Here is a 12,070-nt window from a genome sequence, read left to right on the forward strand (position 1 = left end):
TTAAAACTACGGATAGCCGCGATCACGACGCCATGCCTGTTCCGACCCCGACGGCCATCCCGCGATCTAGACTAATCGTCCGTATGCGGGCCGCACCGAAGTGTGAAGACACGAAGAACATCTGGTGACAGATGCGATCCATACGGATCATTCAGTAACGAAAACGACCGGAAGGCCGAGGCCTCCCGGTCGCAACGCGTCACTTGTTCCAAAGATCAGAAGCGGGCGGTCAGGCTGACCGAGGCGCTCTGGCCCAGGTCGTAGTTGTTGACCCGGATCTTGTTGCCCCGTTCCTGGTATTCGTCGAACTCGGTTCCCAGCAGGTTCCGCAGTTCCAGGGCGAAGCCCATGTCGCGGGCCATGACGGTGAAGTCCTTGCGATAGACGAAGTCCAGGAACACGCCGGGCTCCTGGATGAAGTCAGGCTCGCGGCTCGCGCCGGTGCCAGCGCCGCGGGCGGTGATCCGGTCGCTGACATAGTTGACGATGATCGTCGCCTGCGAGCGGGCCGTATCGTCTTCCCAACCCAGTTGCAGGTTGGCGACATGGTCCGACTGGCCTTGCAGACGGCTGCCGTCCTGAATGAAGAAGGACGCCTGTTCCGGCGCACCTGCCCCACCCAGGGTCAGGACGGTGTCGCCCTCGCCCACCTTAACCTCGGAGTCCGAGTAGGTGTAGTTGGCCTGCACCAGCCAACGCTTGTTGGCGATGAAGCTCATGGTCTGGTCGGGGAACTCGAAATACTTCTTCACCTCGACCTCGGCGCCCATGATGGTCGCCTTGGGCGCGTTCAGATACGACTGCTGGCGCTGGTTGCCCACTTCGACGATGACGGATTCAACCGGCTTGTCCATGTCCTTGTAGAAGACGCCGGCGGTGATGAACTGCTGGCGGGCGAAGTACCATTCGTACCGCGCGTCCAGGTTCAGCAGTTCGGTGTCCACCAGATAGGGGTTGCCGATGAAGATGCGGTCGCTTTCCGGATCGGTATAGGCCTGGGGCGCCAGTTCGCGGAACTGCGGACGGCCGATCGTCTGCGACACGCCGAAGCGCAGTTGCTGATCCTCGGCGAAGTTCCAGGTCGCGGTCAGCGAAGGCAGCCAATACTGTTCTTCGATCTCGGTGGCCTCGTAGGTCGAGGTTCCGCCGAACACGTCGCGCGGCGTGACGCTCTGCTGACCGTCTTCGAAGCGGACGCCGACCGTGGTGCGGACCAGCGGGATGATTTCCGCATCGACCATGGCGTAGGCGGCGTTGACCTTCAGCTCGGCGTCATAGGCGCTGGCGCCGTTGCTGCCGGCGATTTCACGCAGCTGCAGCGTCGTCGGATTGATATTGTAGTCCGAGAACAGATAGTCGATGCGCGACAGGCGCTGGCTATCGGTCAGGCCGTTGACGGCTTCGAACTGCAGATCGTGGCGGCTGGCTTCGCGGTTGTTGTCGAGGGTGGCGACGCCCGCGCTGATGACGGCTTCGCGCGCCGAGGACAGCGGCAGGGTGTAGGCCACGTCCACGCCGCCGGAGACGATATCGTTGTCCAGTTCGCTGAACGAGATCAGATTGCCCTGAACGTTGTGAATGTAGTCGCCGTTCGCATTGACGCCGTACTGGAAGCGCGACTCATAGGGCGCGTCCCGCGACGTCTTGGCATAGGCCGCGCGCCAGTCGATCTCCAGCGCGCCATCCATGAACTGATGTTCGCCGGCCAGCTGGCTGCTCCAAAGCTGGCGCACGAACCATTCCGTATAGTCGTTGCGGATGACGCTGCCGCCGGCGTCGAAGTCCGGACCGGCCACCGAGCGGGCTTCCTTGGTCGTGTTGCGGACGTACAGGTTGGTCCACTTGACCTCGTGGTCGGCGTTCGACAGCGACAGACCGCCGAGGAAGTTCAGGCGAATGTCGTTCTGGTTCGAGTCGACGTCATAGGTTGAAACCGGCACCAGGACTTCGCCCTGGAACTGGCCCTCTTCCTGGACGCCGCCACGGGCGCGCCAGCTGTTGTCGTATCCGGCGACGGCGATCAGGCCCAGGGTGCCGAAACCCGTGTCCTGCGAGAAGCCGCCCGCCAGTTCCACACCGCCGTCGATCGGCGTCTTTTCGCGTTGCAGCAGGCGCAGCGGCGCATTGACCAGCGACTGCCCCATGGTCTGGAGTTGGTCGGCGGTGAAGTTGGCGCTGTTGATCTGCTTGCCCTGGTCGAAGGCGATGGCGATGGCGCCGGGCACTTCGCGGGTGTCGTCGTCAAAACCGGTGAAGTCGGTGCGCGACCCGTAATAGATCAGGTTTTCCTTGCCGGTGGATTCGGTGTTTCCGCCCAGCGACAGCTTCATGTTGAAGAAGGGTTCGTTCGGGGCGTCGATGGTGTGCAGATCGATCACGCCGCCGCCGAACTCGCCGGGGAAGTTCGGCGAATAGGTCTTCTGAACCGTCACGCCGTCCAGGATGCTGGAGGGGAACAGGTCCAGGGGCACGACGCGCTGCAGCGGCTCGGGGCTGGGCAGGGGCGAACCGTTCAGCAGGGCCGAAGAATAACGCTCGCCCAGTCCGCGGACGTAGATGAACCGGCCCTCGACGATCGACAGGCCGGTCACGCGGGTCAGGGCGGCGGCGGCGTTGCTGTCGCCGGTGCGCTCCAGGTCCTCGGATGTCAGGAAGGCCGCGACTTCGGAGCTCTCGCGGTTGGGTTCGGGAATATAACGGCCCAGGACGACGATCTCGCCGACTTCGGTCGCCTGTTCCTCGACCTGTTCGGCCGGGGTCTGCGCGGTCGGGGAAGTCGTCGGGGCCGTCTGGGCGAACGCCAGGCCGGGCGCGATCAGCGCACTGGTGGCGAGAAGGACCCCGCTCAGGGTCAGAGTAAGTCTATTCATGGTCTGCGCCTTGAAGGGGTCAGGAAACGCGAAGAACCGGCGGCGACCTCATGGTCGCCGCCGGAACTGTCATCGTCAGCAGGTCGAGCCGGAGGTCAGGCCGCAGGTCCAACCCTGCCACCAGGTGTCCTGAGCGTTCCGCACCGCGCCGATGTAGGTCACGCTGTCGAAGAAGCCGTAGACGGTCTTCGGATCAACCGCCGTCACGGCGTTTTCATTGGCGCCGTTGATGAACGCCAGGTTCTGGTTGGTGATGGTCGTGCCCGAGGCCGGAGCGGTCAGGGTCGAGGTCCCCAGCGCCGTCACATTGGTGTTGCGGGCGTTGGTGAAGACCGCCGTCGAGCGGGCGACGTTGGCCGGACGATACGAAACCGAGCAGGACATGAAGATCGAACGCAGCGACGGCGTCGAACCGCTGTCGAAGCTGGTTTGGGTGTCGCCGTCGGCGATGTCGAAGCAGCCGGCGACCGAGCCCGTCGTCGAGGTGGCGACGATATTGATCAGGTTCGGGTTGGTGCCGGTGTCGAAGTGCATGACCGTGTGGGCGTCTGTCGGCGAGTTACGGCCGACCAGGGTCCAGTTGGCGATCCTCGGCTGCGACAGGTAGCGCGAGAGGTAGGGCGTCGATGTCGGGGCGGACGAGAACTCGAAGCCGGCCGAACGGCTGGTCGAGTTCGGGGCGCGCTGGGTCACGATGCCGAACTGGGCGCCGCCGCGCCAGCCGGTGTCGGTGTCCAGGCCGTCGTCGTCGGCGCCGTTGATGACGATATGCTTCAGATTGGCGTTGCCGCCGAAGATTTCGATGCCGTCGTCCGAGCTGTTGTACGACTGGATGTGGTCCAGAGTCGTGCCCGAGCCGACGCCAGCCAGGGTCAGGGCCTGAAGCTCATTGCCGGTCGCGATTTCGAAGCCGGAGTATTTGATCTGGATGTAGCGCAGGCGGCCAGAGTTATCGGCCGGGGTGTTGCCGCCGAAGAAGGCGTTGGTGCCCTCGATCTGACCGGTGCAGGTGACCGGCGCGGTCAGTTGGCAGTTAGCCGCAGGCGCGCGGCCCGCGAGAACGATGCCGCCCCACTGACCTTGCGAGGTCGGCGTGGTCGTGCCCTCGACGTTCTGGCGGCTGGTGAAAACGATCGGGTTGGTGGCGGTGCCTTCGGCAAAGATCTGCGAACCGCGATTGACCAGAAGATAGTCGCCGCCGTTGGAGGCGAACACCCGCACGCCCGGATCGATCGTCAGGATGCCCTGCGTGCCCGTAGTCGAGGCCGGATCGACGCCACGGTCGGTGCCGACTTCGGTGCGGCCGCTGATCGCGTAGATGGTGCCTGCGCGAACCGACAGGGTCAGGTTGCCTAGAACCTGGGTCGGCAGTTGGCAGACGCGCAGAGTGCCGTTGGCGATGGTGCCGACATTGGTCAGGCCGGTGGGGCAGTCGGCGGCGGGGGTGCCGGGTGTCGGCGTCGTCGGCGTGGTCGGCGTGCCGCCGCCGCCGTTGCCGAAATCGCCTTCACCAGGCGAAGCCACCTCGGCGGAGCCGCAGGCGGCGAGCGCGAGGGCGCTGGCCGCCGTCACGAGAAGGGTCTTGAGCTGAAGGCCGGTCATCGTCAGTCCACCGTGTCTGGTCAAAGAGCTATGACAGGGGACGACCGAGCTCATGCCCGGCCGCGATGACGTGATCGTCCCTCCTGCCCGGCTCCAGTCATTAGGGATGCTGTGTGACGGCGCATGCGCCTCGGCATGAAGGTTCGGCGGAGGTTTTGCGGAGAAATAGAATCTGTTTTGCGACGATTGATCTGCCCTCCGATCAATACGCCACATCGAATACGTCTGCTGTCGGTGGTTGCAGAGGCGCAGACGCCGAGCTTCGCCCGATCAGTCGCCGTTCCACCAGCCCAGGCTGAACGGGATCCTGTGGCCCTTCACCGTCACGGCGCCGGTGATCACCGGGGTGCGGTCGCCCAGATTGCGGCGTGCGGTGGCCAGTGCGCCGGGATCGATGCGGGCGTCCAGAACGAGTTGTCGCCCATCGGGCATGACGCCGACGAAATGCAGGCGCTCGTCGGTCAGGTCATAGGCGCGCGGCGTGATCTGCACCGGGCCGTCCGGCCCCGACAGCGTCAGGATCAGGGGTGCGCCGCCCCTCTGCGCCGCTTCCCACGCCTCCAGGGCCGAGGCCTGGCCAATGAACAGGCTTTCGACCCGCCAGCCTTGTGTCGGTTCGGACACCGGCCGATAGTCGCCCGAGATGTCGCCTTCGAGCCGATGCCGGAAGGACGCCGTGGCGGCGGGCGCCGTCGCCGTGGACGCCGGGGCGGTGTCGCGCCGCTCACAAGCCGCAAGCGCCGCCAGACAGACCAGGGCTGGCGCCAGAAGACGCCGCATCACCGATCCAGCGAACGGTCCAGGGCGCGGAAGCCGGCGATGGCCAGTTCGGTCGCCGCAGTGAAGACCTCAGGCCTGATCCGCTCGAAGTCATCGGTCGGGCGGTGATAGTCGGGGTGATAGTCGATGCCCATATAGAGGAAGGGCACGCCCTTGTCGTGGAAGGCGCCCTGGTCCGACGCCGAGACCCAGTTGTTCTCCCCCTCGTCCTGCGGCGTGTCCTTGCCGAAGGCGAAACTGACCGGGCCGACCGCCGGCAGGGGCTCCAGGATCGGGCGCAGGTTCGGGTGCTGGTATGTGCCCGTGACCCACAGATGCCCGTCGGTCTCGGCCCGCGCCGTCATGTCGAAGTTCAGATTCAGGGCGATGGACGACAGGGGCACGGGCGGCGCCTTGACGAACTCGCGCGCGCCCAGCAGCCCCCGCTCCTCCCCGTCGAAGGCGACCAGCAGGACGCTGTGCTCCGGCGCCTGGGCCTTCAGCCGTTTGGCCAGCTCCAGCATCGTGGCGACCCCCGAGGCGTTGTCGTCGGCGCCGTTGTAGATCTGGCCGTCGTGCATGCCGACATGATCATAATGGGCGCTGACCACGATATAGCGGTCGCCCACCCGGGTTCCGGGGATCAGGCCCAGCACATTGACCCCGCGATAGGTGACAGGCCCCTGCGGCGAAGGCCCCGTCCCCTCGAACGGCTGCAGCCGCCCGAACGGCGCGGGCGCGACGCCCAGCGCCTCGAGTCGCGCCACCAAATAGGCCCGCGCCCGCTCCCCGCCCGGCGTGCCGGTTCCCCGCCCCTCCATGTCGTCGGCCGACAGGATCCGCACATCGTCCAGCAGCGAGCCATAGTCGGCGGCGGGCATCGGCGCGGGCGGCGGCGGGCTGATGGGCTCGACACAGCCGCTCAGGGCCAGGGCGGCGCATCCGCCGAGCAGAAGGGATCGGGCGGCGGCGGACAGCATGGACGACTCCGTAAACGATGATTCAGCCTAGCGTGCGGATCGCCCGGCGTCAGCCCGTGGTAATGAGACGACGACATGTCCAGCGCGATTCCCCCCTTCCCGCCCGTCGAAGACCTGACCGCCGAGACGGCGGCGGAAGAACTGGCCTGGCTGGCCGCCGAGATGGCCCGCCACGACGCCCTCTATAATGAGGCGACGCCCGAGATTTCCGACGCCGACTACGACGCCCTGCGCGCCCGGAACCTGGCGATCGAGACCGCCTTCCCCGACCTGGTCCGCCCGGACTCCCCGTCGCACAAGGTCGGCGCCGCCGTCTCCAGCCAGTTCGCCGAGGTCCGCCACGGCGTGCCCATGCTGTCGCTGGACAACGCCTTCGACGAGGGCGAGGTGCGCGACTTCGTCGCCCGGATCGCCCGTTTCCTGAAACTGCCCTCCGACGAACCCATCGCCTTCGTCGCCGAGCCCAAGATCGACGGCCTGTCCGCCAACCTCCTCTATGTCGACGGCCGGCTGACCCTCGGCGCCACACGAGGGGATGGCCGCACCGGCGAGGACGTCACCGCCAATCTGAACACCATCGCCGATGTGAAACAGACCCTGGCCGGGGACGACTGGCCCGACCGGATCGAGATCCGGGGCGAGGTCTACGCCCCAAACGCCGCCTTCGCCGCCTTCAACGCCGCCGCCGAGGCCGAGGGCCGCCGCACCTACGCCAACCCCCGAAACTTCGCCGCCGGCTCCCTGCGTCAGAAGGACGCCCGGATCACGGGCAAACGCCCGCTGAACTTCTTCGCCTACGCCTGGGGCGAACACTCCAGCGACTTCGCCGAGACCCAGTGGGAGGCCCTGCAAAAGCTCAAGGCCTGGGGCTTCCCCGTCAACGCCCGCTCGCGCCGGGTCGAGGGCGCCGAGGGCCTGATCGCCGTCTATCGCGAACTGGAACGCGACCGCGCGACCCTGGGCTATGACATCGACGGCGTGGTCTACAAGGTCGACCGCCTCGACTGGCAGCGCCGCCTGGGCTTCGTCGCCCGCAGCCCCCGCTGGGCCATCGCCCACAAATTCCCGGCGCAACAGGCGACCACGGTGCTGGAGGGGATCGACATCCAGGTCGGCCGCACCGGCTCCCTGACGCCTGTGGCTCGGCTCCACCCCGTCACCGTCGGCGGGGTCGTGGTCAGGAACGCCACCCTTCATAATGAAGACGAGATCGAACGTCTGGACGTCCGCATCGGCGACACCGTCCGCCTGCAACGCGCCGGCGACGTCATCCCCCAGATCCTGGGCGTCGTCCCCGACCTGCGTCCCGCCGACGCCGTTCCATACGTCTTCCCCGACAAATGCCCGGTCTGCGGCTCGGAGGCCGTGCGCGAGGGCGACGAGGTCAAGCGCCGCTGCACCGGCGGCCTGATCTGCGACGCCCAGATCGTCGAACGGCTCAAACATTTCGTCGGCCGCCGCGCCTTCGACATCGAGGGCCTCGGCGAGAAACAGCTGGCCGCCTTCAATGCGCGCGGCTGGATCAAGGAACCGGCCGACATCTTCCGCCTGGCGCGCGACGAGGCGCGGCTGAAGGAGCTGGAACGCGAAGACGGCTATGGCGAGACCAGCATCCGCAACCTGGTCGCCGGCATCGACGCCCGTCGCGTCATCTCGCTGGACCGGTTCCTGTTCGGCCTGGGCATACGCGACATCGGCGAACAGACCTCCATCGTCCTGGCCCGCGCCTTCGAGAGCTGGCCCGCGCTGAAGGCCGCCTGTCTCCAGGCCGCCTCGGGCGTGCCGTCCGACGCCTGGACCGCCCTGGCCGGCGCCCACGCCATATCGCCCCGCGTCCTGACCCTGATGGCCGAGGCGACGCCCCCCGCCGCCGATCCCTGGCCCGAGGCGACCATGGACATGAAGATCAGCCAGGCCTTCCCCGGCATGGCCGCCCCCGCTCGCCGGTCTCTGGCGACGATGACGGGCGACTGGTCCGGCCTGGTCGAACTGGCCCGCGTGGCGCGCGAGGAAGGCCCGTCCGAAATCCTGAACCAGATCGCCGGCGTGACCGGCGTCGGCCCCGTCGCCGCCCTGGCCCTGGCCCACTTCTTCCACGAGCCGCACAATCTTCAGGTCGTCGCCGCGCTGGAGGCCGAGCTGACCCAGATCCTCGACGCGGAACGGCCCAAGTCCGACACCCCGGTCGCCGGCAAGACCGTGGTCTTCACCGGCGCCCTGGAACGCTTCACCCGCGACGAAGCCAAGGCCCGCGCCGAAAGCCTGGGCGCCAAGGTCTCGGGCTCCGTGTCCAAAAAGACCGACTACCTCGTCGCCGGCCCCGGCGCCGGCTCCAAGCTGAAGGACGCCGAGAAGCACGGGGTTCAGGTCCTGACCGAGGACGAATGGCTGGCCCTGATCGGCTAGCCCCGCAGCGTCGCCAGGGCGGCGGGATAGCGGCGTGACAGGGGCGCATTGACCGCCCCCAGTTCCACGGTCCAGTCGCCGGAGCCGTCGGGTTGCAGGCCGGTGACGCGCTCTGAATTGACCAGCCACGAGCGATGGACCCGCACGAAGCCGAACCTCGACAGTTCGGCCTCGACCGCCGCCAGGGTCGCGCGCATCAACGGACGCCGCCCGTCCGCCAGCAGGAACTCGACATAGTTCCCCGCCGAACTGACGGCCAGGATGTCGCCCAGGGGCGCTCGGATGATGCGTGCGCCGTCGCGGATGTCGAAACTGACCGGCCGAACCGGTTCGTCCCGCCGCCGCCGCAGATAGGCGGTCAGCAGGAAGCCCCCGACCAGCAGGACATAGGTCACCAGGTCCTTGCGCAGTTCATAGCCGAACCGGTCGCCGAACTGATAGGCGCCCGCGTCCATGACGGCGTATCCCAGCTTCCTCAACGCCACGAAGCCGCTGACGTGCAGGGCTGAATAGGCCAGAAGCGCCGCCAGATGGATCACCGCGAACCGCGCCTTGGGCCGCCATCCCTCGCCCGCCGCCTCGTCCGGCGGCGCCAGACTGGCGGCCAGCCAGGGAATCCAGATCGCCGCCATCAGAGTGATGGCGCTCGACACCTCCCAGACCATGGGCTTCCAGGCCGATACATCCGGATTGTCCGCCTGGGCCGTCAGGACATTGACCGGCGTGTTGATCAGCGAAAAGGCCAGGGCCGCCAGGGCGCAGCGCCATAGGTCACGACCGTTCAGCCGTCGCGTTATACGCGCCCATCCGCTCGTCACGATACGCGCGCCGTTCGTCCCCGCGACCCCGGCGTCGTCCCGGCCAGACGACCGCACAGCCCCGGGCGATTGCTGACCCGTCCGTCGTTCCGCGAGGACGGGCCCTGCATCATTCGCCATGGAGTTCTCGCATGTCTGTTCCGCCCCCGCTCGTGTCGCCGTCCGCGATGAAGGGCAGACGATACGATCTGGACTGGATCCGTGTCGGCGCCTTCATGCTGCTGATCCTCTATCACGTCGGCATGTTCTATGTGCCCTGGGACTGGCATGTGAACAGTCCGCGTCAGATCGAGGCGCTCGAGCCGATCATGCTGATGACAAGCCCGTGGCGGCTGACCCTGCTGTTTCTGGTCTCGGGCTGCGCGACCCGGTTTCTGGCGGACGGGTTCGAGGCGCGCGGCCAGAGCGGATGGGCGCTGGCCGGATCGCGCATCCTGCGCCTGCTGCCGCCGCTGCTGTTCGGCATGTTCGTGATCGTGCCGCCCCAGAGCTATTACGAGATCCTCGAAGCGGCGAAGGGCCTGGGGATCGCCGACCCGGCGCACAGCTTGGTGCTCAAGGACTTCTGGCTGCGCTACGTCACCTCGACCGGCCACTGGTGCGACGCCGACGGCTGCCTGACCACGCCGACGTGGAACCACCTGTGGTTCATCGCCTATCTGCTGCCCTACAGCCTGTTGCTGGCGGCGATGATCGCCTTGCCGACCGTTCGGCGCGCCCTTCAGGCGGCGGGCGATCGGGTCTTTCGGGGATGGGGTCTGGTGGTCTGGCCGATCCTGTATCTGATCCTGATCCGCTGGTTCCTGGCGCCCCGGTTCGAGATCACCCATGCCCTGACCGACGACTGGTACAACCACGCCCTCAGCTTCGGCGCCTTCCTGTTCGGCTATCTGATCGCCCGGTCCGAAGAGGCGCGTCAGACCCTGATGCGGATGCGTTGGCCGGCCCTGATCATCGCCCTGTGCAGCTGGGCGGCCTGGGCGACCTATGCCTGGGTCTATCGCGGCGACGTCAATCCGTCCGAGCCGCTCAGGCAGGCGATGCGGATCGTCTATGCGCTGGATCAGGCGGGCTTCATCGCCGCCATTCTGGGCTTCGGCGCACGACGGTTGAACCGGGGCGGCCCGGCCCTGCGCTATCTCTCGGTGGGCGTCTTCCCCTTCTATATCGTCCACCAGACCGTGACGGTCGTGGCGGCCTATAATCTGGCCACGCTCCACCTGCCGTTGGGCTTGGAGGCCGGCCTGCTGATCCTGATCACCGCCCTGGGCTGCCTCCTCGCCTATGAGATCGCGCGCCGGATCGGATGGCTGGGCCTGTTGCTGGGGGTGAAGCCGCAGAAGGAAGGGCGAACCGCGCGGTCGCCCGCCTGATGCGAGGGCTGGGACCGCCCAGCCCTCCTAATTCCGCAGGAAAACCGTCGAGGGATCAGTGGCTTGAAAATGATTCAAGCCGCCAACCCAGCACGTTCGCCGACGGGCCTATGATCTCGCCCAGGTCTTTGACATCGCGATCCGACATCCTGACGCAACGGCTTTGGACGTCGGAAATAGACGAAATAGACGAAATAGACTCTATTTTTTGTAGAGGGATCGCGTCGATTTCAGATCGTCATCACGATCCGGCCCTCGATCTGGCCGTCGCGCATCCGCTGGAAGATGCTGTTGATGTTCTCCAGCGGCTCGACCGAGACCGTGGCCTTGACCTTCTCGTCGGCGGCGAACTGAAGCGCCTCCTGAAGGTCCAGACGGGTGCCGACGATGGATCCGCGCACCGTGGTGCCGTTCAGCACCATGTCGAAGATCGACAGGGGGAAGTCGCCGGGCGGCAGGCCGTTCAGGGCCACGGTCGCGCCGCGCGAGGTCATGTTGACCGCCTGTTCGAAGGCCTTGGGCGAGACGGCCGTGACCAGCACGCCCTGGGCGCCGCCGTCGGTCTGGGCCTTGATGTCGGCGGCGGGGTCGTTGGACGTCTTGGCGTTGACCGTCACGGTCGCGCCCAGCCGTCGCGCCAGGTCCAGTTTGGCGTCGTCCACGTCCACGGCGGCGACGTTCAGCCCCATGGCCTTGGCGTATTGGACCGCCACATGGCCCAGGCCGCCGATGCCCGAGATCACCACCCAGTCGCCCGGCTTGGTGTCGGTCATCTTCAGCCCCTTGTAGACCGTCACCCCGGCGCACAGGATCGGGGCGATGTCGGTGAAGCTGACATTGGCCGGCAGATGGCCGACGTAGTTGGGGTCGGCGATGGCGTATTCCGCAAACCCGCCGTTGACCGAATATCCGGTGTTCTGCTGGTCATGACACAGGGTCTCCCAGCCGCCCAGGCAGTGTTTGCAGTGGCCGCAGGCCGAGTAGAGCCACGGCACCCCGACCCGGTCGCCCTCCTTGACCAGAGTAACCCCGGCCCCCACAGCCGAGACATAGCCGACGCCCTCGTGGCCCGGAATGAAGGGCGGGTTCGGCTTGACCGGCCAGTCGCCCTCGGCGGCGTGCAGATCGGTGTGACAGACGCCAGAGGCCTCGATCTTGACCTGAATCTGGCCCGGACCCGGCTCGGGGACCGCCACCTCCTCGATGGTCAGCGGCTGGCCGAATGCGCGCACGACGGCGGCCTTCATGGTTCTGGACATGGA

Annotated in this window: 8 protein-coding genes; 2 read left to right on the plus strand and 6 right to left on the minus strand. The window is 66.8% G+C overall.

Annotated features, from left to right (window positions below; genetic code table 11):
* Window positions 1-215: 215 nt before the first annotated feature.
* The 4 genes from GYM46_RS00665 to GYM46_RS00680 all read right to left on the minus strand — a co-directional run bounded on the left by GYM46_RS00665 (window position 216) and on the right by GYM46_RS00680 (window position 6,211).
* On the minus strand, window positions 216-2,870 hold the full coding sequence (locus GYM46_RS00665) for a TonB-dependent receptor domain-containing protein (protein WP_040350012.1): 2,655 nt from the start codon (window positions 2,868-2,870) through the stop codon (window positions 216-218).
* Window positions 2,871-2,945: 75 nt separating this feature from the next.
* Window positions 2,946-4,472: a hypothetical protein gene (locus tag GYM46_RS00670; RefSeq protein ID WP_008263633.1), complete on the minus strand. Its 1,527-nt coding sequence runs from the start codon at window positions 4,470-4,472 to the stop codon at window positions 2,946-2,948.
* A gap of 270 nt (window positions 4,473-4,742) precedes the next feature.
* On the minus strand, window positions 4,743-5,252 hold the full coding sequence (locus GYM46_RS00675) for a hypothetical protein (RefSeq protein WP_008261711.1): 510 nt from the start codon (window positions 5,250-5,252) through the stop codon (window positions 4,743-4,745).
* Window positions 5,252-6,211 carry a M28 family peptidase gene (locus GYM46_RS00680; RefSeq protein WP_008261354.1) on the minus strand — a complete coding sequence of 320 codons (960 nt, stop codon included), beginning with the start codon at window positions 6,209-6,211 and terminating at the stop codon, window positions 5,252-5,254. Before GYM46_RS00680 ends, GYM46_RS00675 begins: the two co-directional genes overlap by 1 nt.
* Window positions 6,212-6,286: 75 nt before the next feature.
* Between GYM46_RS00680 and ligA the strand changes: the two genes are divergently transcribed.
* Complete coding sequence (ligA, locus tag GYM46_RS00685) at window positions 6,287-8,617, plus strand: NAD-dependent DNA ligase LigA (RefSeq protein ID WP_008264039.1); 2,331 nt, start codon at window positions 6,287-6,289, stop codon at window positions 8,615-8,617.
* Here the strand turns inward: ligA and GYM46_RS00690 are convergent.
* On the minus strand, window positions 8,614-9,435 hold the full coding sequence (locus tag GYM46_RS00690) for a LytTR family DNA-binding domain-containing protein (protein WP_164952573.1): 822 nt from the start codon (window positions 9,433-9,435) through the stop codon (window positions 8,614-8,616). The genes ligA and GYM46_RS00690 overlap by 4 nt on opposite strands.
* 131 nt (window positions 9,436-9,566) lie before the next feature.
* Here GYM46_RS00690 and GYM46_RS00695 point away from each other — a divergent pair, with 131 nt between their 5' ends.
* Complete coding sequence (locus tag GYM46_RS00695) at window positions 9,567-10,808, plus strand: acyltransferase family protein (RefSeq protein ID WP_232216224.1); 1,242 nt, start codon at window positions 9,567-9,569, stop codon at window positions 10,806-10,808.
* 230 nt (window positions 10,809-11,038) lie between these two features.
* On the opposite strand, the gene adhP is transcribed toward GYM46_RS00695, so the two are convergent.
* Window positions 11,039-12,067 carry an alcohol dehydrogenase AdhP gene (gene adhP / locus GYM46_RS00700; RefSeq protein ID WP_008261496.1) on the minus strand — a complete coding sequence of 343 codons (1,029 nt, stop codon included), beginning with the start codon at window positions 12,065-12,067 and terminating at the stop codon, window positions 11,039-11,041.
* Window positions 12,068-12,070 lie beyond the last annotated feature (3 nt).

Origin of the sequence: Brevundimonas mediterranea (assembly GCF_011064825.1) — a bacterium.
GTDB lineage: Bacteria > Pseudomonadota > Alphaproteobacteria > Caulobacterales > Caulobacteraceae > Brevundimonas > Brevundimonas mediterranea_A.

Bases quoted from the DNA above. Each gene is read 5' to 3' on its own strand.
- GYM46_RS00665 (WP_040350012.1), bottom strand. From the start codon at position 2,870: ATGAATAGACTTACTCTGACCCTGAGCGGGGTCCTTCTCGCCACCAGT.
- GYM46_RS00670 (WP_008263633.1), bottom strand. From the start codon at position 4,472: ATGACCGGCCTTCAGCTCAAGACCCTTCTCGTGACGGCGGCCAGCGCC.
- GYM46_RS00675 (WP_008261711.1), bottom strand. From the start codon at position 5,252: ATGCGGCGTCTTCTGGCGCCAGCCCTGGTCTGTCTGGCGGCGCTTGCG.
- GYM46_RS00680 (WP_008261354.1), bottom strand. From the start codon at position 6,211: ATGCTGTCCGCCGCCGCCCGATCCCTTCTGCTCGGCGGATGCGCCGCC.
- ligA (WP_008264039.1), top strand. From the start codon at position 6,287: ATGTCCAGCGCGATTCCCCCCTTCCCGCCCGTCGAAGACCTGACCGCC.
- GYM46_RS00695 (WP_232216224.1), top strand. From the start codon at position 9,567: ATGTCTGTTCCGCCCCCGCTCGTGTCGCCGTCCGCGATGAAGGGCAGA.
- adhP (WP_008261496.1), bottom strand. From the start codon at position 12,067: ATGTCCAGAACCATGAAGGCCGCCGTCGTGCGCGCATTCGGCCAGCCG.